General features: G+C 58.9%; 27 protein-coding genes, 1 tRNA gene and 2 pseudogenes. 9 read left to right on the top strand and 21 right to left on the bottom strand.

Annotated elements, in window-relative coordinates; all coding sequences use genetic code 11:
• Nucleotides 1-17 precede the first annotated feature (17 nt).
• From NVV72_15840 to NVV72_15830, 3 genes are all read left to right on the top strand, one after another.
• On the top strand, nt 18-479 hold the full coding sequence (locus NVV72_15840; protein MCR6660737.1) for an FtsX-like permease family protein: 462 nt from the start codon (nt 18-20) through the stop codon (nt 477-479).
• A gap of 2 nt (nt 480-481) precedes the next feature.
• Nucleotides 482-1,624, top strand: a complete 1,143-nt coding sequence (locus NVV72_15835) for an efflux RND transporter periplasmic adaptor subunit (GenBank protein MCR6660736.1) — start codon at nt 482-484, stop codon at nt 1,622-1,624.
• Nucleotides 1,625-1,760: 136 nt separating this feature from the next.
• Nucleotides 1,761-2,249 carry a host attachment protein gene (locus NVV72_15830; protein ID MCR6660735.1) on the top strand — a complete coding sequence of 163 codons (489 nt, stop codon included), beginning with the start codon at nt 1,761-1,763 and terminating at the stop codon, nt 2,247-2,249.
• A gap of 19 nt (nt 2,250-2,268) precedes the next feature.
• Here the strand turns inward: NVV72_15830 and NVV72_15825 are convergent, their stop codons facing one another.
• Both NVV72_15825 and NVV72_15820 read right to left on the bottom strand, forming a co-directional pair.
• Nucleotides 2,269-3,108 (bottom strand): DUF4010 domain-containing protein, encoded by an 840-nt coding sequence (locus NVV72_15825; GenBank protein MCR6660734.1) that lies wholly within the window; start codon nt 3,106-3,108, stop codon nt 2,269-2,271.
• A complete protein-coding gene (locus NVV72_15820) occupies nt 3,081-3,551 on the bottom strand; it encodes an MgtC/SapB family protein (protein MCR6660733.1) in 471 nt (156 codons plus the stop codon). Before NVV72_15820 ends, NVV72_15825 begins: the two co-directional genes overlap by 28 nt.
• Before the next feature lie 267 nt (nt 3,552-3,818).
• Between NVV72_15820 and NVV72_15815 the strand changes: the two are divergent.
• A pseudogene (locus NVV72_15815) lies at nt 3,819-4,012 on the top strand (DUF2312 domain-containing protein).
• 876 nt (nt 4,013-4,888) lie between these two features.
• On the opposite strand, the gene NVV72_15810 reads toward NVV72_15815, so the two are convergent.
• The 17 genes from NVV72_15810 to NVV72_15730 form a co-directional block, all read right to left on the bottom strand.
• Nucleotides 4,889-5,131, bottom strand: a complete 243-nt coding sequence (locus NVV72_15810; protein ID MCR6660732.1) for a bZIP transcription factor — start codon at nt 5,129-5,131, stop codon at nt 4,889-4,891.
• Nucleotides 5,128-5,601, bottom strand: coding sequence for a hypothetical protein (locus tag NVV72_15805; protein MCR6660731.1), 474 nt, complete (start codon nt 5,599-5,601; stop codon nt 5,128-5,130). Before NVV72_15805 ends, NVV72_15810 begins: the two co-directional genes overlap by 4 nt.
• A 126-nt stretch (nt 5,602-5,727) precedes the next feature.
• On the bottom strand, nt 5,728-8,334 hold the full coding sequence (locus NVV72_15800; protein ID MCR6660730.1) for a hypothetical protein: 2,607 nt from the start codon (nt 8,332-8,334) through the stop codon (nt 5,728-5,730).
• Between the two features lie 70 nt (nt 8,335-8,404).
• On the bottom strand, nt 8,405-9,451 hold the full coding sequence (locus tag NVV72_15795; protein MCR6660729.1) for a hypothetical protein: 1,047 nt from the start codon (nt 9,449-9,451) through the stop codon (nt 8,405-8,407).
• 336 nt (nt 9,452-9,787) lie between these two features.
• A complete protein-coding gene (locus NVV72_15790; protein MCR6660728.1) occupies nt 9,788-10,501 on the bottom strand; it encodes a hypothetical protein in 714 nt (237 codons plus the stop codon).
• A 2-nt stretch (nt 10,502-10,503) separates the two neighbouring features.
• Nucleotides 10,504-11,202, bottom strand: a complete 699-nt coding sequence (locus tag NVV72_15785; protein ID MCR6660727.1) for a hypothetical protein — start codon at nt 11,200-11,202, stop codon at nt 10,504-10,506.
• Complete coding sequence (locus NVV72_15780; GenBank protein ID MCR6660726.1) at nt 11,202-11,924, bottom strand: tail fiber domain-containing protein; 723 nt, start codon at nt 11,922-11,924, stop codon at nt 11,202-11,204. Before NVV72_15780 ends, NVV72_15785 begins: the two co-directional genes overlap by 1 nt.
• On the bottom strand, nt 11,914-12,210 hold the full coding sequence (locus NVV72_15775; protein ID MCR6660725.1) for a hypothetical protein: 297 nt from the start codon (nt 12,208-12,210) through the stop codon (nt 11,914-11,916). Before NVV72_15775 ends, NVV72_15780 begins: the two co-directional genes overlap by 11 nt.
• A gap of 35 nt (nt 12,211-12,245) precedes the next feature.
• A complete protein-coding gene (locus tag NVV72_15770; GenBank protein MCR6660724.1) occupies nt 12,246-12,455 on the bottom strand; it encodes a hypothetical protein in 210 nt (69 codons plus the stop codon).
• On the bottom strand, nt 12,452-13,927 hold the full coding sequence (locus NVV72_15765; GenBank protein MCR6660723.1) for a hypothetical protein: 1,476 nt from the start codon (nt 13,925-13,927) through the stop codon (nt 12,452-12,454). The genes NVV72_15770 and NVV72_15765 overlap by 4 nt, the downstream gene beginning before the upstream one ends.
• Entirely contained in the window at nt 13,927-14,601 is a 675-nt protein-coding gene (locus tag NVV72_15760; GenBank protein ID MCR6660722.1) for a hypothetical protein, read from the bottom strand. Before NVV72_15760 ends, NVV72_15765 begins: the two co-directional genes overlap by 1 nt.
• A 2-nt stretch (nt 14,602-14,603) precedes the next feature.
• Complete coding sequence (locus tag NVV72_15755) at nt 14,604-15,185, bottom strand: hypothetical protein (GenBank protein ID MCR6660721.1); 582 nt, start codon at nt 15,183-15,185, stop codon at nt 14,604-14,606.
• A gap of 47 nt (nt 15,186-15,232) precedes the next feature.
• Nucleotides 15,233-15,907 (bottom strand): hypothetical protein, encoded by a 675-nt coding sequence (locus NVV72_15750; GenBank protein ID MCR6660720.1) that lies wholly within the window; start codon nt 15,905-15,907, stop codon nt 15,233-15,235.
• On the bottom strand, nt 15,864-16,094 hold the full coding sequence (locus NVV72_15745; GenBank protein MCR6660719.1) for a hypothetical protein: 231 nt from the start codon (nt 16,092-16,094) through the stop codon (nt 15,864-15,866). Before NVV72_15745 ends, NVV72_15750 begins: the two co-directional genes overlap by 44 nt.
• A gap of 116 nt (nt 16,095-16,210) precedes the next feature.
• On the bottom strand, nt 16,211-16,474 hold the full coding sequence (locus tag NVV72_15740; GenBank protein MCR6660718.1) for a hypothetical protein: 264 nt from the start codon (nt 16,472-16,474) through the stop codon (nt 16,211-16,213).
• A 68-nt stretch (nt 16,475-16,542) separates the two neighbouring features.
• Nucleotides 16,543-17,493, bottom strand: a complete 951-nt coding sequence (locus tag NVV72_15735) for a DUF5309 domain-containing protein (protein MCR6660717.1) — start codon at nt 17,491-17,493, stop codon at nt 16,543-16,545.
• Between the two features lie 4 nt (nt 17,494-17,497).
• Nucleotides 17,498-17,866 (bottom strand): hypothetical protein, encoded by a 369-nt coding sequence (locus tag NVV72_15730; GenBank protein MCR6660716.1) that lies wholly within the window; start codon nt 17,864-17,866, stop codon nt 17,498-17,500.
• Nucleotides 17,867-18,020: 154 nt separating this feature from the next.
• On the opposite strand from NVV72_15730, the gene NVV72_15725 reads away from it, so the two are divergent.
• Nucleotides 18,021-18,248, top strand: coding sequence for a helix-turn-helix domain-containing protein (locus NVV72_15725; GenBank protein ID MCR6660715.1), 228 nt, complete (start codon nt 18,021-18,023; stop codon nt 18,246-18,248).
• Nucleotides 18,249-18,344: 96 nt separating this feature from the next.
• On the opposite strand, the gene NVV72_15720 is transcribed toward NVV72_15725, so the two are convergent.
• Nucleotides 18,345-18,436: transfer RNA gene (locus NVV72_15720), tRNA-Ser, on the bottom strand.
• A 267-nt stretch (nt 18,437-18,703) separates the two neighbouring features.
• Here NVV72_15720 and NVV72_15715 point away from each other — a divergent pair.
• The 4 genes and pseudogenes from NVV72_15715 to NVV72_15700 all read left to right on the top strand — a co-directional run bounded on the left by NVV72_15715 (nt 18,704) and on the right by NVV72_15700 (nt 23,484).
• The gene (locus NVV72_15715) at nt 18,704-20,221 is read left to right on the top strand and encodes an undecaprenyl-phosphate glucose phosphotransferase (protein MCR6660714.1); all 1,518 of its coding nucleotides are present in this window, start codon (nt 18,704-18,706) and stop codon (nt 20,219-20,221) included.
• 96 nt (nt 20,222-20,317) lie between these two features.
• On the top strand, nt 20,318-21,784 hold the full coding sequence (locus NVV72_15710) for a lipopolysaccharide biosynthesis protein (protein MCR6660713.1): 1,467 nt from the start codon (nt 20,318-20,320) through the stop codon (nt 21,782-21,784).
• Nucleotides 21,781-22,698, top strand: coding sequence for a glycosyltransferase family 2 protein (locus NVV72_15705; GenBank protein MCR6660712.1), 918 nt, complete (start codon nt 21,781-21,783; stop codon nt 22,696-22,698). The genes NVV72_15710 and NVV72_15705 overlap by 4 nt, the downstream gene beginning before the upstream one ends.
• Nucleotides 22,698-23,484: pseudogene (locus NVV72_15700) on the top strand (polysaccharide deacetylase family protein). The gene NVV72_15705 and the pseudogene NVV72_15700 overlap by 1 nt, the downstream one beginning before the upstream one ends.
• On the opposite strand, the gene NVV72_15695 reads toward NVV72_15700, so the two are convergent.
• Nucleotides 23,481-23,837: a VOC family protein gene (locus NVV72_15695; GenBank protein ID MCR6660711.1), complete on the bottom strand. Its 357-nt coding sequence runs from the start codon at nt 23,835-23,837 to the stop codon at nt 23,481-23,483. The pseudogene NVV72_15700 and the gene NVV72_15695 sit on opposite strands and share 4 nt — an antisense overlap.
• Nucleotides 23,838-23,849 lie beyond the last annotated feature (12 nt).

Here is a 23,849-nt window from a genome sequence, read left to right as displayed (position 1 = left end):
AGCAGACACCGGCCCTGATGGGCGCCAGCTTCGTTTCGCTGGCCGAACGCTCGATGCGCACGAACTTCAACGAACACATGGGCCTGATGACAGCGATCTATTCGAGCTTCGCCGCGATCATGGCCGGCGGTGTGGCGTTTTCAGCGGCGCGCGTCACCCTGGCGGAACAGGAACGCGACCTGGCGACCCTGCGCGTTCTCGGCTTCAGCCGGCTGGAGGTCTCCTATGTGCTGATCGGCGAAATCATGGTGTTGGCGCTGTTGAGCCTGCCTTTCGCCGTCCTGTTCGGCACCGGCATGGCAATCTGGATGACGCACCTGTTCAGCACGGAAAACTTCGCCTTTCCCTATGTCTTCGATCCGGCGGGCTACGCCTTCGCTATCAGCTTCACGCTGGCCTGCGTGCTGGTTGCGGCGCTGGTCGTGCGCAGCGCCGTCGATCGCCTGGATATGGTGGGCGTCCTGAAAGCGAGGGACTGACAATGAAACTGAATGTGAAACCAGGACATCTGCTCTGGGCGGGCGCCGGCCTGATTCTCGCGGCCGCCCTGATATGGATGATATGGCCGCGGCCAAAGCCGGTGGAAACGGTGATTGTCGATCGAGGTCTTGTCCAGCAGGATATTGTCGATGAAGGCCGCACACGTATCCACGATGTGTTCGCGGTCGCGGCGCCGGTTGCCGGCCAGTTGCAGCGCATCGCCGTTGAAGCCGGCGATCCGGTAACGCGCGGCCAGACCGTCGCCATCCTCGGCCCGGCATCGCCAGCCCTTTTGGATGCGCGCCTATCCGCCCAGTCCGAGGCCGGCATACTGGCGGCGGCGGCGGCCCTGCGCTCGGCGGATGCCGACCTCGCCCTGGCGCGTCATAACCGCGATCGCGTCAAAATCCTGTTCGACCGGGGATATGCCAGTCAGGCCGCCCTCGACACCGCCAATGCCACGGTCGATGCCGCCCTGGCGATGCGCCTGTCCCGGAAGGCGGCGCTGAAACAGGCTCAGGTCGCCGCCGGAACCCCGGAAGGCGGCACGGGCGTCACCACCGCGGTCAAAAGCCCCGTTGCCGGACGCGTGCTGCAACTTTTCCAGCAAAGTGAAACCGTGGTGCCTGCCGGTGCGCCGTTGCTGACCATTGGCGATCCCGCCGGGATAGAAATCGTAGCCGAATTCCTCTCCCAGGATGCGGTTCTGATGAAACCGGGCGACGAGGCCCTTGTCGAGGGGTGGGGCGGCGCAACGCCCATCCCCGCGCGCCTCAGCCGCATCGAGCCCTATGCCCATACCAAGGTTTCCGCTTTGGGGGTCGAGGAACAAAGGGTCAATGTGATTGCGCACCTGAGCCATCCCGAACAGGCGCCCGCCCCGGGCCACGGGTTCCGCGTCGACCTGCGCGTGATCATATCGAAGCAGGCAAATGTCCTGCGCGTGCCGGTCGACAGCCTCGTGCGCAACGGAGACCAGTGGGCGGTCTTCAGGGTTATCGATGGCAAGGCCATACTGACACCCGTCGGGATCAGCAATGGCGGCGACCATTACCGTTCGGTGCAATCGGGACTGAAGGCCGGCGACCGGATCGTCATTTTCCCCGGCGACACCCTGCATTCCGGTGATTCCGTAAGGCCATGACAAGCCAAGTGCGCGCGTTTGACGGCGATCAAAGCGGCCAGGCGCCCCGCAGGATAGTGTTCGAGATAACCTGTTCGACAAGGAGAACAATCGTGTCCCACGCCGCCCCCTTCCCTATCACCCGTCCACCGTCTGGGTGATCGTTGCCGATGGCAGCGAGGCTCAGGGCTATTTGCGCATACCGGCCAGCGACATCATCAGAGGCGCCACGCATCAGCCCGAAGAGACCCTGACCTGGGCGCTTCAGCCGCTGGACGACTTTCGCCTCGAAGCGGAGCGCATCGAAGTCTACGACACCGGAACCGACGCCAGGGCCACCGTCTTTGAAAGCAGCGGCAACCTGCGGCACATGAGCGAACCCCATGTCGATATTCATCGCAAACTCAAGGCAGACCTGGCCGTGCGAGTCGCCGACCGGCTGAACCGCGCCAGGGCGCAGGACCGGTTCGACGGCCTGGTGGTGGTTGCTCCCTCGGCGTGGCTTGGCCTTTTACGGCCGCATCTCGACAGGTCAGTCCAGGATTCCGTGGTGATTGAACTGACCAAGGACTATGTGGGCCTCCCTCTGCATGAACTCACCGAACGCCTGTGCGATATATTCCCGTCACGTAATATCGAGGTCTGAGCCCCCGAAAGAGGAAATCTCAGATCAGATTCCAGATCAGAAAGGGTAAGGTCACGCCGCCGGTTGCCACGCTCAGCAGCAGCGGCACACCGGCGCGCCAGCCGGATCGGCCGCCCATGGCAATGGCGATGACCGCCTTGACAATGGTATTGAGCATGACCGGTCCGGCCAGGATCATGCCTGCCATCCGGCCGTCGAGGCTTTCGGGTGGCAGGACACTCATGGTGATGATCGCCGAATCGACATCGAACATGCCCGACAGGGCCAGGGCGGTGGCCGGGGCCGTTTCGCCAAAGGCATCCAGCAGCCAGCGCGCCAGGCCGGAGAGCACGAGCACCAGCCCTGCCAGCAGAAGCGCCGGCCCCAGATCAAACGGATTGCGCAAGGGTAAGGCCTCGGACGCCTCTGCCTTATCACCGCGCGACCGCCACAGAAGCCAGAGCGCCCAGGCGATGCATAGAGCGGTTGCCGGTCCCACCAGCAGGGCCAGCCCGGTAAAGGCAAACGGCGCGAGGGCGGCGGTCAGGATGAGGACGCGCAGGAACATGACCGCGGACGCCGTGACGATACCGGCGATCAAAACATCCGGCGGCCCTTCCTGTTTGCGCAACCGGTTGGCCAGGGCAGCCGTAACGGCAGTCGAGGACACCATCGCGCCGGCCGCAGCAAGGACGACAAGCCCTCTGGAGGCGCCCAGCCGCCGGGCCACCACATAGCCCGCGAAGGAAAAACCCGAAACGACAACGACGATCATCCATATCTGACGGGGATTCCAGGCATCGAACGGCCCCATGGCCTGATCGGGCAGGATGGGCAGGATGGCCAGGGCAATCAATGCAAAGCGGGCGATCGCCTGCATCTCGGCCTCGGTAAGGGTATTGACCAGGCATGGAGCTGGCGGCGCGACGACAGGATAAGCGTGGTCACCGCCGCAACGGCGCCGGCAAGCACGCCTCCACCGGTGGCGGCCGCCGGGCCCACGCCCAGGGTGATTATGCCGACAACAGTCGAGGTCGCGCTCACGTCATCGCCAGACCGTGAGCGGCGAAGATACCCGATCAGCAGGGTTGCGGCCACCGCGCCCAGGAGGATTGCCGCCAGTACAGGTGAAATCCGTTGCAGAACCTCACCGGCCAGGCCGCCGGCGAGGCCCAGCAGGGCGAACGTCCGGATCCCGGCCACCCGGCTGCCGTCAGGATCGTTCCGCCGCGACCAGCCGCGCTCCACACCGATCAGGAGACCAAGCGCCAGGGCCAGGAGTACGCCCTGGACCGGCTCAAGCGCTGAAAGCAGCCATGACACGATTTTCCCCTTTATTCAGCCAGTGCAAAAGCCTTCACCCAAGGAGGCAGTAACAGACTGTCCCTACACTATTTAATCCGTTTTTATGAAAGGGGAAATGGCGGAGATGGAGGTAGGTGCTGTGTACCACCTAAAGTCTCCATAAGTTATTGATTTTATTATAGCCCAAATGCCTTGTGGCACAAGGTTGTGTACCACGGAAATGTACCATGCCCAAAGGGTAGCCTTTCGCCCGATGATGTCACCACCGGCGCCGCCCAGACGCGCCTGCGCACCATCATCGATCGGGTTGAGAGACTGGAAGAGGATAAGACCCAAATCATGGGCGATATCAAAGAGGTATACGACGAAACCAAAGGCGAAGGGTTCGATGTCAAATCCTCCGCAAGGTCGTGGCCCTGCGCGAAAAGGACAAGCTGGTCCGTGAGGAAGAAGAAACGATCCTCGACCTGTATCTGAATACGCCTTCCCCGGCCGGGCTGGTGACGGCCACCTGTCGAACATGGCGATGCTGGAATGTCTGCGCGGCAAGATGGGAATGGGCGCAACGGTTCACGGGTTTAGATCCACATTCAGGGATTGGGCGGGGGGACGAGACAGACCACCCGCGTGAGATCGCAGAGGCGGCGCTTGGCCATGTGGTTGGGGATAAAGCGGAACAGGCTTACCGGCGCGGTGATGCACTGGAGCGGCGGCGGAAGCTGATGGACGATTGGGCCGCGAGGCTGGAAACCTGAGCCGATTCCCTTGCCTTGTCTCTGCATATGGGGTATAGAGATTGTTCCGCTTGCTGAGTCAGCATGGTTTCACTGGGGCCGTCTATAAAAAGGGCTCCACCAAGTTTCGCCAGTGAATGGCGTCCGAGCCAATGGGGAACCCCGCTCGATCAGCCCTTTGTCAGGGTGTCCAGAAATGGACGGGGTGACAGCCGGAAAGACGGCACATGAAGTCTGAGGCTCTGCGGGGGGAGAATGTGATCGGGCCGGATTGTTCGCTGCAGACGAAATTACCAGATCGCACGACGGAGGGTTCGAACCTCCCAAAACGCCACCATGGACGCGCCACCGATCACCCGCAAACCCTACCCTATTCCCCATTCAAAAGCAACGGATTCCTTGCCTTTCCCCACCGTTCAGGTATAGTGGAGAGATGGAAACGTTCATACTAATATCACTCATGCTCATTGGATTTGCCTTTAACATGGCATGGATGAATAGCGACCTTCTGCCCAGTTTTCCAAGGCCGTTCGCTTGGGTGCGACGATCCATTGTGGCGTTTTCTGAATGGATGGCTCGTTGATTTCTGACGGGTTGAACTCAGTATAGTGGAGAGATGGTCTATGCACCCTTTAGGCCGAGCATAATTTTTATCTGATCGGCGAAGAACGTACAAAGCGCCGCTATAGCAGCACCGACGCCCATCACCCACCACTTGAAGGATTCCAGATCATTGACGCGCTTTTTCAATCGCTCATTATCTGACTTGATATCTTCGCACTCATCTTTCAACTGGCTAATCATCAGCCACATCACGTCTACGCTTGGAACGCCACCGTATGCGGAATCTCGCCCCTCGCTCATTTAGCACCACCAATCCGATGAGTGCGCCAATGACCAATATGCCCAAGCATATGTAAGCCTCCAAATCGCCTCCAGACATGCCGTATGCTCCAGCCCGACACTATCGCCAACTGAAACAGGAACAGCACGTTTAAGGTCAGGTAATATTCAGTGAAAAAGGTGCTGTGCCATTTCAAAAACGCGAAGTGACAGGTGAGCATGGCGATGTAGCTAAGAACCATTGGCCATTTAATGAGGGTGGTTTTCGGGTGGCAGTTGAAGACGCCGGCAACAAGGACTAGTTGGGAAAGATCAACAAGCGCATTCCAGCGGCATAAGACCGGAGGCGTGAAGGCGCCATAGATGACATTCGAGACACCGCACGACACGATCAGGATAAAGGCGATCTTTTGCAGACCACCCGATCCTGACAATATCGAGAGGAAAAACGTCAGCAGGGCGAGCGCCCCGTAGAACAAACCCCAATCCACAGAGTTATGCTCCACCTGGCGGAGGCGGTGGATTATCCTTGCCTGTTCCGCCAGAAAAGGCGATTACACCGGATCGCAAGTTTTCCGGCTCCACAAGCTCAATGCCGAACGCAAGGCGAAGATGGTTCAGCTTGTCATGCAGGATATCGGATTGCGGATACCAAGAAGCGCCGCAGAAACCTTGTAGACCTCAACCCACTTGCCAGCCGGGACGCTTACGGTTGCGGGATAAACAATGGTGGCGCCTGTACGCGGGTCAACCATAGAGCCGACGCCATTATCCATGCCAATCGTGATAGCCCCGGCGGCGTATAGCATGACCGCCCCCTTATCAAGGGCGTTCGGTGACGGAAACAGGTAGGCGCCCGCCGCGCAGGAATAGCGCTTGCCCCGCGCATTCGTGAAATCGAACGTCTGTGCCGTGATCGAACCGCCGTCTGTGTAACCGTCGTATAGATCCGCGTTATCCGATGCAACAGCCCACGTTCCGTTATAGACCAATTCGACTTCACGGCCTGCGGCGTCAAGCGCGAGGGTCGTAACATAGGCGTTTGCCGCCGTTCCGATCGGCCCCTCAATACGGATATTATCGCCGGAGACCGTTTCGATAGTGACGCTTTGAGTCGAAACAGAATTGACATAGACATGAACCCTGGCGCCGATCGTGGGGGCGTCCGCAATCTTGATATGGTTCGAGGCGGCCCGAATAATGGTATTTTCGTAATCAATCGGCTGCAGCGTATAATCGGCTGCGGCGGTCAGATTCAGGAATCGGCCGCCCGTTACGCACACCTTGTAAAGACCGCTTTCCGATGTGATTTGGTACGTTCCGTCCGTCAAATCAACGTAGTAATAATTGGCTGAGCCGGTCCCGTCGTCATATTGGGGCGCGCTTACCTGACCCGTAGTAGAGCCGCCGTAAACGCTCTGAATGGCCTGGCGGGACAAGAGGCGAGGTGTTCCGTTCGTCGTGGAAGTGCAAACGGTGGGAAGGTCCACCGCGCTCAAAATAGGCGCCGCATTAGGTAGGAACAGGCGTGTCGAAGCGGAAACGTTAATGCCCCCTGCGCCGCGCAAGTTATCGGTGCCGAGAAACACGTCAACTGGAGTGGACGGCGTACCCGCCGTAAGATCGAATGTTGCCCCGGCGCCCGAACCACCCGTAACCGTCGCGCCGGTGATGGCCGGCAATGCTTGATACCGCCCATCGGCGTTGTTGGTAACCCCGGTAATCACCCCCCCGCTCACACTCGTGACTGTCAAGGTTCCAGGCGTTTCTATGTCCGGGTTTCCGTAAGTGCCCCCGACCAGAGTTAACACATCAGACACCGTATACCCAGTGCCGCCTGAGTTGATTGTGGCGGACCCGATCGTAAATCCGGCATATTTTAAAGGCGGTGTAATGACCTCCGGTTCCATATATTCGCTGACTGCGGATTGAACGCCGATCGGGCGCCCAAAGTTCATGGGGCTGAAAATAGCGGCCGCCGCGCGTCGGCCCATTTCGTCTTTGGCTGCCCCGCTGTAGTGCGCGGTGTTTGCGGAGCCAGGCTCACGTATCAGACCGGCCGATGACACGATGGCCCGGTTACCGTTTGAACGACGCAGCCATTCCCGAACCTTCATACCCCCGGTACTGGTTTCTGCCGGGCCGTCGAACCATTGACCCATTTCGGCATGAAGATATTGCGTGTCGGGGCCGACAATATCGTCATACGTCCACTGGGCCTGAAGCGCGTCATAGCCGTCATTCCATTGCGTCGTGGTGCTGTACCCCGTGTCCTCGGTCGTGGAATCGCGTTCTCCCTGAAGTCCGTACACCACATCAACGGGGCGCGTCAGGCTGGACTTCGAGACAATATCCAGCAACTCAACGTAGCGGGCCGAGGCCCTGCCACTCGCCACCCATGCCGCCAGCGTTTCGCCACCAAGGGAGTTGATCAGGACGAGGATTGGCTGTGATGCCGGGATATTGTGGGCCTCGCGGTATTGATAGGCAAATTGAAGCCCCGCCTGCGCCTTGTTACTGAATGGCGCGGCGCTCCATGAAGTGAATAGAGCTGGTGCCGTCATGCCGTAATAGATGTAATAGGTGTTGACCGGAATCAGCGTCTGGTCGTTGCCTGTGGCCAGAATAGTAGCGTTTGACTGACCCCAGTTCAGGATGACGATGGTGTCAGTAGATCCAAGTGGGCCGACGCGATCATCCAGATACTGGAGCGGCACGGCCTCTAGTGGGCCTTGCGGGTCGCCATAAAGTTCAAGCGGTCCCGTCATCGTTCCGCCGGTCTTGAGCACAGCCTCTGATGTCAGATACGGCACGACTTGCAGGGTCGTTTCACCGCAGCACAGATTGACGGTTATTTCGCAGCACTCATCCTTAACATCGGAGCCCCAGGGCCACGACAGGAATGGACCGCCGTCTATCTTGCGTGTTTCGTTGTCAGGCGTGAAGATGACGAAATCGAAGTACATGACTTTCGGTTGCGTCGGGTCACTATCCACACCAAGCGCCGCAACGTCCACAGCCTCAATGTCAACCGAAAAGGCGTTGTCTGTGATGATCAGACGGCTGTTGTTCTCGTTTGGTGTCAGAGTAACGCTCAGCAGAATGGTGCCGCCAAGAGCATCGTAGATGCGAAAAATACCGGTATACCCAGACAGGTCTGTTCCCATTGGCCAGACATATGAACGCACAAACTCAGCATTTCGATAGGCGTTAAACTTTGACATAGAGCTTCCATGAAAAAGGCCCCGCTTGTGAGAGCGAGGCCTGTGTGTTAGTTTTTGGTATGCGGTTTATTCAGTTTTGCGGTGCGGGCGTGATCGTCTGGATACGGGCGCGGTCAAGCGTGCCGCCGCTTACCGTAGGAACTTCCGGTAGTCTTTCAGCCGCCTTGCCGGTCAAGGCATCTAGGACATTGAATTGCGGGCCACGACTCGTCCAATCAACAGGGCCTTTTTGCGCCTGTAATAGCTGGTCGATTTCCGCCACTTGATCCCAGCGCCCGTTTGCCACAGCGGAGGCGCGAGAGCGAGCAAGGGCAGACCTCCCCGGCGCATCTGAAAGGCCAGTCAGCGTCTCCTTATTGACCGGAAGCTGTGTCGCGTAATCATCACGGTATAGCGATTCCGCGTTGCGAGAGCGAAGTGCCTTGGTATCGTCAACAAATTGCTGCGTCGTGCGCATATCTGGGTGCAGCCGGTCGGTCAGGTTTTGTGCATTGTCCTGTAGATTGGCCTCGATATTATTGCGATATGCCTTTGCCGTTCCGCGCGCGACAGGACTGTTCATGGCCGCGCCGCGAACCTCAGCAAGGGTTGCCTGACCACCAGTTGGCAGTTTTGAGACGGCATCCAGCAGGGAAGGGCTTGATGCCCCCGTGGCCTGCCACTCATTGACGATTTGCGCCACCTGCTCAGGCGATCCGCCGTCACGCTTAATTGCCGCCGCGAGGGTCTGCTTGGCCTGATAGACAGGGTCAAGCAACTTGCCGCCGGTGGCCTTATTGGCTACCCTGACAATGGGGCGAAACGGCGTTTTAGCCAAGCCCTCAGCGAGGCCAACGCCCTCACCCACCACCTTGCGTGCGCCTGACGAACCGCCGCCGGGAACAGCAAAAGTCAGGGCTTGCGCAGTTGCATTGCCCAGACGATCTTGCGTGGCGCGTTCAGTAATCATGGGCCGCTTAATCTGTGAGATAGCCGCAAGATCGGGCTTTCCGCTGGCGTCGGTCGGAACCGGTGACCAGGGGCCAGCGCCATTGAAGCGGTATACCTTTCGGCCATTCTGGGTCTGAACCTCAATAGGCGCATTGCCTTTGCCGGTAACGGACTTGCCACCAGTCAAGTTGTACCAGCCGCTCCCGATGGCAGCGCCAGCCGCATTTGTGAGGTCTCCGATTAGGTCAATACCGGCCTTCCCCCGCTGCTAGTGCGCTAAATTGCTGGCCCCTCATGGTTTTTGACGGGCGAGAAATAGCGGCCATGAATTCATCGCCAGCACTACGGGCCCTTGGAGGCTGCACGGACTGAGGCGTGGATTGAGAAGATGGAGCGTTACGAGCAGGAGCCGGCATGGCTGGCGGGCCATAATGCTTACGCATAGCGGACTTCATGACGTCGGGAGGCGTGCCGTCTGGAAACTCAAATTCTTGTCCATCAGGCCCTTGAACGGTCGTCGGCATTATTTGAAATCACCAGTTGCGGGGTCATATACAAGCTTTGTAGACGCCTTCTTGGGCGGCTGAACACGAGGAGTGGTCGCCGGTGCGGCCTGTGGAGATGTCATGGGTGCTTGGCCAGTCAAAGCGCGAACAAGGGCGCTTGCGACCTGCGGGTTTGGCGCGTTCTGAATGGCATCAAGTTGCTGCTGAAATGCTTCAGGCGCGCCGTTTAGCGTGCCATGCTGTTGAACCCATTTGTCATAGAAAGAGACGCGGGCCCGATCCTGTACCGCCTGATTATGGAGGTTATCGATTATTTTGGCGTTTGCTCCGCCGAATTTATCAATTGATGGCAGCCCCTTCCGGAACATTTCAACGTCTTTATCTGAAGATGAGCCAGAGCCGGGAACGCGTTGCGTGGGCGCAAGGGCGGACGTGATGCTTTCCATAGCTTGTAAATTGGGGCCGTTAAACCAGTTTAGCGGATTAAAGCCGCCGCCGCCCCGTCCAAAACCTGTGCTAACTTGCTCATTAAGCTTTCCAAAGCGCTGGACCTGCTGATCAGTGTTGCTTGATTTTATTGCCGTGTCCCTGAGAGCATTCATCTGCTGCTCTTCCTGTGTTGACAGGGCGACAGGTTGAGGACCGGCAAGCGCCTGCCATGACCCGGCGCGGTACACGACCTTCTCACCGGTCCGAGGGTTTGTGGCCGTTTGGCCTTCTTTGATCGCCATTTTTAATCCAGTACAAAGCCAGAGGGGGGCGCTTCGGAACTACCGCCGCGTACTCGCCTGGATACGGGTCTTTGGGGCGCATAAGGCTGCTTAGCTCTGGCCTGATAATAATCGCCCTGCGCGTCTCTCAGCGGGACATATGCCCTTTGTGCGTCTATCTGCGCCTGAAGCAGTTCGGCGCGCTTGGCGGCATATGGGTCTGTGCGCAGGTCCGCGATTTGCCCCGTCGAAGGATCGAAACTGCCAAAATTGCCGTCGCCAAGGTTCACACCTTGGTATTCCTTCGTGGGATGGGCCATTTGATAGGCCTTGACGATGTCTTCGGTATCAATCCCCGCCCGTTGCGCCTCCGTAATTACGGGCAATAACTGATCCCACGAGATTCCATGCGCCTGCGGTTGCGTCGGGGCTTGTGGCGCGCCCCGCGCCTGCCCTTGAATAGCGGCAGCGAACGGGCTCAGGCCCTGGGTGTCAGCGGGAGCGCCAGCGACAGTCGGCGCTTGAGGTGTGAGGACGCCAGCCAGTTTCTCGTAGACGGCATCTTGAGCGGCCTTTTGGGCCAATGCGCGCTGTTGAGCCTGGTATTGGTTCAGGTTTCCGCCCTGCTCGTGCCCAAGGCCAGCACCAACGTCTTTCAACGTCGCGCCAAGGATACTGAGGCCCTTTTGCCACTTCTCTTTATTGCCTCCAAACAAGCCCATTAGATAGCCCCGTAATTGACAGCGTAAAAGCCGGATGGAAGGCGAATGGCAATGTCCATATTTTCTTGCGCCATGACGCCTTCATGCACAATATCATCCCACAGGTATTTAAACCGATACCACTTGCGGCCATGGCGCTCTCCGATAGGCACGATGTCATGTTTCAGGCGATGATCGGACAGCGCCATAAGCGAAGCTGCCCCAGAGGCCGCACTACCAACACCGCTAAGAAGCCCTGACCAATCTATAGGCGCCTTTGTGGTCTGAGTGCCGTTCGTGGTCTGCGTCGTGCCCTGCGCTATTTGTGCCAACAAAGCCTGAATGGCCAGTGGGTATTGGTTTTGAGCAGAATTCTGACCCGTCGCCGTCTGAAGGGCCTGGCTGTAGTTTGCCTGATTAAGGCCCGCTATGGTTTGCTGGTTGTTCAGATCGAATTGGCCCTTGGTCAGAGCGTCGGCTACAGATTGCCCGCTGCCGCCAAATGCGCCGGATCGAATGGCCTGATCCTGGTTGCCGTTTAGCGCCATTTGCTGATTTTGGTTCGAGCGGGCAAGCGTGGCATCGATGACAGACGAGGTGTACGGATTCTGGTATTGATCAATCTGATCGGCAGTTACGGGGCTATACGCCTTCGGTAGGGATGCGCTGGCCGATTGGAATTGCTGAACAGCATACGGATTTGTCGTCGTGCTGTTCGTGGTGGTTTTTGTCTTACCGCCCATAGGTTTTCACCGTGTGCCCATCTTTAAAAATGTAACCATGTCTGGAGAGAACGCGGGACCAGCCGCGACGGCCTGATATGATCAAGCCTTTGCATTCGAGCGCTTCCGCGAAAGCCTCCACTGACAACAACATCTGGAGTAGTCCCCGCAGGGTGCCTCCACATTGCCAGATATGCAGGTAACCAGCGTCCGTCACTTCCGTAACGCCGGCAGAATCCTCATTGACCCATAAATGGGCCGTATTGCCAAGCAACCGCTCGTAAACTTCCTGTTCGTCGCAATCCATGAACGGCAAAAGCCGCCTAGCGTGTTCCCAAGGCGTTAAAGGGCGGTCCACGTCACCACACCAGCCGCGACACCGATAACGCCACGGTCTCCCGTCACGCTGTCCGTCACGATCAGCCGCTCATCACCGGCAATTTCAACGTCTTGGCCCTTCTTGCGATTGGATTGGTCCATTCGGTCGATTTGCGCCCGCGTCTGGCTTTCCTCGGTCTGCGAGTATTCCTTTTTCGGTTTCGGCAAGCTCATCGGGTCGCTCCCGTCGCAACGCCTTCAAGGCGCACAGTGCCGATCTTGAAGTCAGAGCCATTTACACCTGTGAATTTTACCGACACCTGGCGCGCGACCATCCGAACCGGGGTGTCCTCTGACAGGGAATATGGCCCAAGCACCGTTTCAGCACTCATCGGATAAAGGCGCGTGTAAAACGTCGCACTCACATTGCCCAGAACGCTTTCATCGGGAACCACCCGGCGCACCATGATCAGGTTGTCGCCGTCGCCTATTTCAATCGGGCCGGTCTCCGCAGTTGGCGTAAAACTGCTATGCGTAAAATCGCGCTCCTGATCATACACAATGCCGTTCTGGGCCACCATCATGGGGTAAAGAAACACACCGCGATCCACAGCGCTCAGCCGCTTAAGGCTCGTCCCTATGGCCCAATGGTTTTCCAGATAGTTATAGATGATGTAACGGTTTATCTCGTTGGACTGAGCCGAACAGTAAAACCACCAGACCTCGCCAAAACTGGAATTGTGGAAAGCCTGAACCTTCGACGCCTGGATTTTGTTGAAGTCGCCAAAGACATAGTTTTGAACATCGCACGGCAGTGGTCTGGCATATCCGTCATAGGCCCAGAAACCATTCTGTCCCATCCAGAAGACCGATGATTGAGCCGCTACGGCACCCCGAATTGACACGACGCCGCAGTCCGAACCGCGCTTCTCGTAGCCATATACAAAAGGCTGACCTATGAAGCTTGCCAACCACACATCAACATCGGTAAACAGAAGCGTACCGCCATTGATGCGCAGGCCGCAGATCAGTGACCCCGATGTCTGCAATTCCTGCCGGCGCGCGTAATTCGTGACAGTCTCAGTCCAGTCGGTTTCATCGTTTACGTCGCTATTCATGACAAGGCGAGGGTTGTCCGCCGCACCCAGCGCCATGATGCTGTGTTCCGCCGTGACCACGAGGGCATTGGCGGTCGGCGCTCCGGTTATTGCCGCCGCTGGCGTTCCGGTGTCGAGTTGCCATTCGTAGATGATGCCGTCCTCTGCCATGACCCCGACAAGATATTGTCCATAGGTATCGAGAGACCAGACGGACGCCGGAAGCACACTGTAGGACGATCCTGAACTTGCGCCGTATACCCCTGCCCCGTAAACACCAGACCCATAACCAGCGCCTGTTTCCGCGTTGGCTCGGCCTGTCGTGAACCCAACAGGGGTGATGTCCGTGAGCGCGCCAGATCGGCTCATGACGTAAAGCTTTTGCTCAGTCCCTATCGCGGCGTGTGGCGACTTGGCATCGTCGCGCCAAGCAATGATGGCCCTGCCATAGCCCGTTACCGCGCTTGTAGAATGCGCAGACCAACCGCCAATAGGGCCGAACCATCCAGAGTACCAGCGCATAAGAGCAGTGCTGTAGAACCTGCCCTTTGCCTTATATTCCGTGCCGGTCCGAACCACGCCCGGCGGTATATCGAGCGTATAATACATTACAGCTTAATGCAGGTCAGGTAGACGCCATGAGCAGGGTAAAGATCAGTGCCCGTGCCCGCCGAGGCTGTGGTGCCGGTGAAAGACGAACCGCCCGTCGATGCCGCTACAAAACTACCGCCGCCACTGGTCTGCCGCAACGGGATATCGTGGGTGTGTGCCGGTAGTTGCTGAGCCACTGTCGCGCCAACGGCGCCGGTTGTAGCGGGCAGATAAGAGCGCCTGAACTTGCCGGCCTGCAATGTCATGGTCAGGCGCTTGTGAGCCGCCCAATCGGTTGCCGCATCTGCGCCGCGCGAGGACGCCCCTCCAGCCGATGTCAGCATTGGCATCAGGGTATCGTCGAACTGTCCCCATAGCAGGGTAAAAAGCGTTTCAGCCGCTGCATTGGCGTAATCTGCCCCAGATGACGCATCGCCTATGGTTCCATTCAGGACGGTCCAGCCGGTCGGCGCAGTCGTGCGCAGGAAATCCATGACCGCGCCTGTCGGGGCGGCGACGGTCGCAAGCCCCAGAGCCGATGTCGCATCTGCCTGAGCTGAATCCGCTACGTCAGAAACGTTCTTTAGGTCAGTATCCTGCTCACCGAAAAGGGTCGTGAGCAATACGCCCCAATTATCCGTATCGCCGCCGTTGTCGGGATAATCCCAGCCATAATTCGGTGTAATACCCATGACTAGCCCTTGAACTCGCTGTAAGCTTCGTCCTCAAGGGAGGTCCGCTTGTTGTTGTCGATGAGGAATTGCACCATCTTGACGACGCTGTTTTCAAACAACTGCGAGCGCTGATCATCGGCCATGTAAGGCGCAGCGTGCATCAGTGCCGTGTAGAGGTACAGTTCGGGGTGATCCTGCAAAAGCCAGTTTGTGGTGGCCGAATTGGTCAGGGCCGGTATCTTGGCGTAGTAGGACAGCAGGTAGGTTTTTGAGGCCGAGGGGATGGGACAGACCGCCATGTCAGAGCCTAGTACGGCGTAATATAGGGGCTCACCGGGTGTAGACTGCCTGAGACGCATGGCCTTGGCGATGTATTCCGGCGGCTGCGCAGTCAGGGTCTTCGTGCGGTCTGTCAGGGCGGAAATATAGAGGATGGAAAGCAGGTCATCCGGTAACGCCGCTCTATCCTGCCCTGAGTTAACGACAACTTCATCCGTTGTGATCATGCGGCGGGTGCGGAGAATGCCGCTCAGAGTGCCCTCAGCCAGGGTGATAAAGTCGGTGACGCGGGCTGTCAGATCGGGGCGCGCGATATACGCCAAGATCGCATCCTGCAATGTCGAGTAGCTGTTAATGGCCATTTACGTTCCTATTCGCCGCCGCAGGATTTGACTTGCAGAGGCCCGCCGAAAGCGATGTCCTGCGCTTGATCGTTGATCTCTTCGATGATGGTGTTGAATTTGTTCTGCCAAAGCGGGCCGCGCGGGTCTTCCTCATACCCGCAAGCCTCCACCAGGGCGCCAAACACGTAGGCATCCGGATGATTGTCCAATAGCCAGTTGGGGCCATATTTGAGCGCATCCAGCTTGGTCCGGTAGCGCATAGTCAGTGTGGCGGCATCACTTGGTCCGGGCCAAACACACAGGTTGCCTGCGCTAATTGTGAAATATTGCGGATAGGGTCCACCGGTCGTGCGCAGGTCGAAGAAGTCTGATGCGGGCTTGTAACGTAGCGCGCCGCCGGAGGGGCCGGGGTAGATCAGCGACACCATTCCGTTGAAGTCGTCAGGCAGGCACGTCTCTGAACTCGACAGGGTGATAGATGTCTTTTTCACCAGATTGACATTATCGCAGAGTAGACGATTAAGACGATTTTCAGCGAGCGCGATGAAGTCGGGAATGTATACGCCAAGATCGGGTCGGTTCAGCCATAGGGCTATGCTCGCCTGAACCTTGGCATATGAATCAATGGTCATCGAATTGAGCCATCCTGTTGCAGGGCTACGCGCCCCCGCCTGTGCGGAGGTATTGGTAATCCAGGTCATTCATTTTCTTGACTAGGCGGTCGTTATGCTCAGGCTTCTGGCAGTCCCAGCCCTCTTCGACCATCCACTTGATGCGGACGCCTTCGGGAACCGACATGGCGCGAACCATGTTGCCCCCCATCATCTTGCCGCCGGAATGCGCGCGGGCCTCGTGGTTATGATCCAACGCGCCTTTGATATCCGTCATTTCGGTTTCGTACTTCACACGGCATGTTCCATCAGGCTCAAACCGCACCCACCGCTTCGTTCCACCTATCAGGTCGGGGAAACGTACCCATCCGTACTCATGGGCCTCAGCCATTGTTAAGCGGCCTTCGCAGGCTTGGCGATATCGACGTAGTGACGGAAGCTGCCGGCGTGATTGTGTTCCGGCTCTCCCGACATGAGCGCCTCCGCGATGCTCTTGGGAAGGTCAATCTCTTCGCCCTCGGCAAAGAACTCCTCACCGTCAGTTGCGTTGTGAACGCCAGTGCTGATCTTGCCGTGGCCCTGCTTTGTCACGCGAACGCGAACAGTAGGCTCAGCCTCTTGGGGGCCGGTTTCGATCTCTTTTTTAAAGACGGGCATCTAATTCTCCATGAAAAAAGGCGACCCCCGCAGGAGCCGCCTCAAAGGTGTTTGCTCACTCAGAGCGGTTAGGAAAGGTCAGCAATAAGGGCCGAGGCCTTCTCGTTGCGCGAGATCAGCGTGGCTTCTGCCACCAGTTGCTTGCGGTCGGAGTCACCGGTCTTGGCCAGCGGTGACGTATCGAGCGGCGACAGGTAGGCCAGTTCCCAATACGACGGGTCGATGATCAGCACGTCACGGGTCAGGCCGAACTGAACCGGAACCGTCGTGATTTGACCGAAGTCACCGATGTAGGTATCAGCCGCGCCGACGATGGTAGCCTGACCGCCGCCTGCATCCTTGCGGATATCGGCAATGCCAGTGAAGCCAGAGAAGACGCCCTTTTGCGTGGCGCTCATTAGGGCCAGTTTCGGACCCGACGCACCATTGGTGAAAGCCGAGGCTAGAACAGTCTTGAGCAGGCTTTCGGTAAAAGCACGTTGCGTGCCGTTGGTAGCCGCGCCCTGACCCCCGGAGTAGGAGCCGGACGAACCGCCCGCGCCGCGCGAGACGTTTGAGGACATCCACGCCAGTGCACCGGCAAGTTGCGGCGCCGTCGTGTCATCGCCCGTGATGGCCGCGAGATTGGCCAGCAAGGACATTTCCATATCGTTCAGCAGGTTTTCGCCCTTGTAGAGCACCTGGAATGACATTTCATTCGGACGGCCGGCAGAATCCACGACTTGCTGAGTGCGAGTGACCGACGCGGCTTCTTTGAAGATTTGCGTGCGGTTGCCACGACGCAGGGTCGTGATAGCGGCCGTGGCGGTCGTGTCGTCACCCTGAACGTTCTTGTTCGTGGCAACGGGCGTGCGCAGAGTCGAAGTCTGCCATTCGGTGAAAGTGGCCTTACAGGTACCCTTTTTGATGTTTTCCTGAAACGGGCGCATGGTCGTGGCGATCTTATAGATCACATTGGCCAGGTCTTCGCGGTTGCCAACCGCCTCATAGGTGGCGAAGGTATTAGTGGGGAATGCCATTAGACTAGAATCCTAATTTGGCAATCAACTCCGCTGCGTCATCAATGGAGCGCGTTTGCGCGAGCCGATTGCGGGTCTCTTGGACCGCTCGTTGGGTTGAACTGCTCGCCGGACGACCGCTGCCTTGTGGCGCGATCTTTGCGGGCTGTGGTTTGGGTACGGGAGCGGGAATGGGTTTGGCCGCAGCCTTGGCCATCATCTCGTCGTACAAACGGGCCTTGTTCAGGATTACGAGCTCTTCCGCAGAAGCATCCTTCAGCGCCGCAGCGGGGATGCCGGTCTTCGGAAGGTAATCACCAAGGGCCGTCAGAATGGTTGGGTCTTTAGCCAGATCGGGTGCGATTTGGCTCAGGCGCTCAGCCTGTTCGTTCACGAAAGCCTCTTGAGCGGCGCGGTCAGCCTCAGCCTTTACCGCGATCTTCTGTTCAAGCTTCGTGCGTTCGGCGTGGATTTGAGCCTGTAAGGCCAGGTATCCCGCCGGGTCTTCCCGTGCGTACCTTTGCAGGTCTTCCGGGTCGTAATCGTGCTTGGCGTTGAATTCCGCGATCTCGTCAGGGATCGAAGAGGCCAGCTTTGCACTCAGCGTCCGCAGACGCTCTACTTCGGGCTTAAGCGATGATACCGTTCAGCGCCTCATGAAGCGCGGTGAGTTTCGGAAGGTCAAACAGGGCGCCTATACCTACGCTCTTGCCCGTGAAGTGCGCGACTATGCCGAGCGCCTGGCTGATCAGGATAAGCGTAACCACGCCGCGTAACCGCTACATGCCGCCCGATCCCGCATTCCAAAGTGGGGGTTTGCGAGGGGGTAGAAAGCTACAATAGAGTAAAATGATAATAAAATCAAGGGTGAATGGCGGAGACGCAGGGATTCGAACCCTGGGTACCCTTTTGGGGGTACGCTCATTTAGCAAACGAGTGCCTTCAGCCTCTCGGCCACGTCTCCGTTATGGCTGAGTTAGCGTATTCGTTTTTAAAAGGCAACGCCGTTTACAAAAAAGGTACACAGCTTTGCGCGACAGCCATCAAATCCTTCCCGCGTGAGCCATTTCAGGCGCGAAACCCCGCCACTCCGGCACCGGACTTGCAGCCCGTTACCGGTCCGTCCCGCACCGGAACAAGAAAAAATCAGGAAAATCGCCGCCTGTTAACTGACGCCTAAGCCAAATGCCGTAACCTCGTCCCAAGCCTAGAACAAGCTCGAAATCAGGTCATGAACGCCGCCCTCCCCCGCCAAACGCTCGAAGATGCGACCTGCCTAGATGCATTTCCCGACGATCCGAAAGATCGCAGGGGACCATTCCGGCCGGAAAAGCTGGTTTCGGCGCGCGAACGGCGCAGCGGCGACATGTTCGTCCGCCTGTTCCGCGGCATCGATTTCCTGGCCCTGGTCTTCTTCGCCGTCGTCTGCGCCCGCTCGGTAGCGCCGCAAGGCTTCTTCACCAGCCCGCTCGGCAACATCCTGCCCTTTATCGCCACTACGCTCGGCCTCTACTGGGCGCTTTATCTCAGCGGTCTGTACCGTTTCGGCCGCAATGCCCGCGTCTCGATCCATCTGGTCAAGCTGGCCCTGGTCTTTGGCGCCGGTTATCTTCTGGCGGATTTCCTGGCCGACTTTTCGATAAACGACTACGCCGTCACCGCCGCCGTCCGTTTCTGGATGACCGTCACCCTGGTCTATTTCATGCTTCAGCATCTGTTGTGGTGGAGCCTCGTCGATCGCTGGCGCCGCCAGGGCAAGCTGATCCCCAGCATCGTCATCGTTGGCGCAACCAAACACGCCGAAAAGCTGGTTGAAGCGGCCCTTGAGCAGCGACATGTCAATATTCTTGGCATTTTCGATGACCGGCTGGCGCGCACGCCCCAGGCCGTCGCCGGCGTGCCGGTGCTGGGCGATGTCCAGTCCCTGCTCGGCCACAAGATCACCCCCTATGTCGACCAGATCGTCGTGGCGCTCGACACCTCGGCCAAGGCGCGCGTCAAGACCATTATCGAAAAGCTGCGTAGCCTGCCTAACGAGGTCTCCCTGTTCGTCGACATGGACGGAAGCAATGCCACCAAAGCCGCCTGGTCGCGCGTCGCCGATATTCCGCTGGCGCGCGTTTCCGGTATCTCGGAAGACGACCGCAAGGCGATGGTAAAGCGCGCTGAAGACCTGGTCATCGGCACCCTGGCCCTGATCATCTTCTCGCCGCTGATGCTGGTCATAGCCCTGCTGATCAAGCTCGACAGCCCCGGTCCGGTCTTCTTCCGCCAGCGCCGACACGGCTTCAATAACGAGGCGATCCGGGTCTGGAAATTCCGCTCCATGTATACCCACCTGACCGACCATACGGCCGCCCAGCAGGTGACAAAGGGCGATCCGCGCGTCACCCGCATCGGCCGCTTCATCCGCAAGACCAGCATCGACGAACTGCCGCAATTGTTCAATGTGATCCGTGGCGAGATGTCTCTGGTCGGCCCCCGCCCGCACGCCATCGGCATGAAGACCGGCCCCGACGAAAGTGCGCGCCTAGTGGCCGAATATGCCTGGCGCCACCGCATGAAGCCGGGCGTCACCGGATGGGCGGCGATCAAGGGTTCGCGCGGCCCGCTCGATAATGCCGAGGACGTCCGCCGCCGCATCGGCCTCGATGTCGAATATATCGAGCGCCATTCGATCTGGTTTGATCTCTACATCATGGCCATGACCATTCCCTGCCTTCTGGGTGATGCGAAGGCGGTTCGCTGATGCTCACAGCCTTCGCTTTCTATTTTAGAAGATACCTCGCAAAGGCTCGGGCGGGCGCTTGCCCTTGCCGAGGCACAAATGCCTCGGAGGCTTTCTATGTTCTCTAAAGGTCTATGGGGCTATCTGCCCGCCAATATCCTGCAGGGCCTGATCGGGTTCGCCACCCTGATGGTGTTCACGCGCCTCCTCTCGCCGGAGGATTACGGCCGCTATGCCCTCACCTTCGGTATATCCAGCCTAGCCCAGACCCTGTGCTTCACCTGGATCGAAGCCGCCATGGCGCGCTTCTACCCGGCCGAATCCCGCAGCAATCCTGAAGCACCGGAGCTTTATGGCACCGTTTATCGCCTGTTTGCCGTCGTCACCATCGTCTTCGCCCTTGCCTGCGCTCTTGGCCTGTGGCTATGGCCGGTATCGGGAGACGCCGATCAATCATTGAAAATGGCCATGGGCTTAGGTCTCGGCTGCGTGGTCTTCCGCTCGCTGATCAAGCTGGTGCAGGAACAGCGCCGCTCCGAAGGCCGCGTCGGGGCCGCGTCAATGCTTGACATGATCCAGACCGCTGGCGGTTTTGGCCTCGGCATCCTGTGCGCCACCGCCGGACTGGGCGGCGCATCACCCGTGGTCGGCGGCGGCCTGATTGCCCTTATGTGCCTGCCCTTCGTGGCGCGCGAAGACTGGGGCCGCGCCCTCAAAGGCCGGTTCAGCGCGGAAAGGGCCCGCGGCTATGCCCATTATGGTTTTCCCGTTTCGGCCAGCCTGATCCTGACCCTGGCGCTCTATACGGTTGATCGCTTCCTGATCGCCCATTTCCTCAATGAAGCCGAGGCCGGCGCCTATCATGCCGGCTTTTCGCTGGCTTCGCGCATCCTCGATGTTCTGTTCATCTGGTTCGGCGCCGCCGGTGGTCCAGCCATGGTCCATGCGCTGGAACATGGCGGCATAACCGAACTGAAGGCCAATGCCCGCCACCAGATCCGCACCATGGCCTTTGTCCTGTTCCCGGCCGTCGGCGGCCTGATCATGGTCGCCCCCGCGCTCGGCACGCTGCTGATCGGCGAAGGCCTGCGCGCCGATGCCCTGAGCGTCACCCCGCTGATCAGCCTGGGCGCGCTGTTCTCCGGCCTCGGCACCTATTATTTCCTCCAGGCCTTTACCCTGGCCCGCAAAACCCGCCTGCTGGTGGTCGCCATGGCCGTGCCCGCGGTCAGCAATATCGTGCTGAACCTGACCCTGATCCCGCTGATGGGCCTGATGGGTGCCGCTCTGGCCTCGTGTCTCAGTTTCACCCTCGGCCTGATCGCCGCCTGGGGGCTGGGTCTGAAAACCCTGGCCCTGCCCGTGCCCGTGCTCGATCTCGGCAAAACCCTTGCCAGCGTCGCCATCATGATGGCGGCCGTGGCACTGGTGCCGGATACCGGTCTCGCCATCATCGACCTGGTTCTCAAGGGCCTGGCCGGCGTGGTCGTTTATGGCGCCCTCGCCTGGGCACTGAACCTCAACGATATCCGCGAACCGGCCCTCAAGGTCATCGGTCGCTTACGCGCAAAGGTGTTCGCATGAGCCAGCCCTTCCGCAACACGGCTTTCACCACCGTAACGCCGCGCCTGTCGGTGCTGATCCCGTTTTACAAAGAGTCGCCGCTCTCCCTGTTGCGCGCCTTGTGCAGCCGCACACCTGAAGCGCTGGAAATCATCCTGATCGATGACGGCTCCGGCATGGCGGACATCACCGCCGAGGTCAGCGCCTTTATCAACCAGTCCCCGCTGGCCTGCGAACTGATTACCCTGCCTCATAACGAAGGCCGGGCGCGCGGCCGTAACCGGCTGACCACAGCGGCGCGCGGCGACTATTTCCTCTTTCTCGATTCCGACATGCTGCCCGATGATCCCGGCTTCCTTGATCGCTGGCTCACTGAGGCCGATAGCCAGTCCACGGTCGTTTTCGGCGGTTTTTCGCTGATTCAGGCACCCGATACGAAAGCCTTCGCCATCCACAAGGCCATGGCTGGCCAAAGCGATTGCCTGAGCGCCGCAGAACGCGCTGAACACCCGGAAAAATACGTCTTCACCTCGAATCTGCTGGTGCGGCGCGATGTCTTTGCTGCCGAGACCTTCGATTCCAACTTCACCGGCTGGGGCTGGGAAGATACCGAATGGGGAATGCGCGTGGCGGCCCGCTACGGGGTCGGCCATATCGACAATACGGCCACCCATATGGGCCTCGATACGCCCGAAACCCTGGCGCGAAAATATGAACAATCGGTCGGCAATTTCGCCCACGTGATCAAAAAGCATCCTCATGTGGTCTCTCAATATCCGAGCTATAAAGCGGCAAAAATATTGAAAAAAGTCCCATTTATGAGCGCCTTTCGCCCATTGATCAAATGGGCTGGCCTGACCCCGCTCCTGCCGGTCAGGCTGCGCGCCTTCGCCCTGCGCCTTTACCGCGCCGCCCTCTACGCACAGGTGGTCTGATGACCGAGATATATACCGCCGACAGTTCCTTTTACGGCAAGCTGCGCCGCCGGCTGGCACGCTTGATCTATACCCGTCCGGCGCGTTTTGAGGGCCTGGCGCGCCCCCTGCTGACGGTCAGTTTCGATGACGCGCCCACCTCCGCCGCCCATGCCGGCGCGGCCATCCTGGAAAAATACGGCGCGCGCGGCACCTTTTTTATCTCGGCCGGCCTCTCCGGCAGCGACAGCCATCTCGGCACCTATACCACCGAAGCGGAAATCAAGGCGCTTCACGCCGCTGGCCATGAAATTGCCTGTCACACCCACAGCCATCTCGATTGCGGCCGCGCTTCGGCGGCGGAGATTGCCCTCGATCTTGACCTCAGCGCTAGCGCCTTCCGCCAGATGGGCCTGCCACCAGCGACCACATTCGCCTACCCCTATGGCGACGTGTCCCCGCAGGCCAAGTCGGTGCTCAATGATCGATTCCTCGGCCTCGCGCGCCCTGCATCATGGCTTTGTCACGCCCGGCACGGACCTCAACCAGGCACCGGCGGTCGGCATCGAAGGCCCGGACGGCGAACAAACCGCCGTCGACTGGCTGATCCGCGCCGAGGATGAAACCGCCTGGCTGGTGCTCTATACCCATGATGTCCGCGAAAATCCGTCGGCTTGGGGCTGTACGCCGCAAACGCTCGAACGTCTGATCGTCCGTGCGCTCGACATGGGGTTCGAGATCGTCACCTTTGCCGCAGGTGCCCGCCTGGCTTCGGGGCAGACCGTGCAGAAGACGAAGGCTGCTTAATCCAGCGGCGGTTCCCACAGTTCGATTGGATTGCCTTCAGGGTCGTAGATGCGGGCAAATTTGCCAGTTTCCGGCGTGTCCCAGTCGGCGTTTGTCGTGACCTTTATGCCCGCGTCGCGCAGGGATGAAATCAGCCTATCCAGTTCCGTCACCCGGAAATTGATCATCCACTGCTTATCGAGCGGGAAGTGATCCGCTGTGCGGCTGAAGGGCATGAACAGGGTCGGCCCCGGTTGCGGCACCCAGGGCGCGGCAAAATTGACCACCACGCCCAGATGCTTGTCATACCAGGCTTGCAGGGCCTCAGGATTATCCGCCCGAAAGAATACGCCACCGATACCCACAATCGACATAAGACCCTCCAA

The organism is Asticcacaulis sp. (genome assembly GCA_024707255.1).
Lineage (GTDB): Bacteria > Pseudomonadota > Alphaproteobacteria > Caulobacterales > Caulobacteraceae > Asticcacaulis.
The sequence above is the reverse complement of the archived record's forward strand: the minus strand, read 5'-3'. Positions and strand labels throughout refer to the sequence as shown.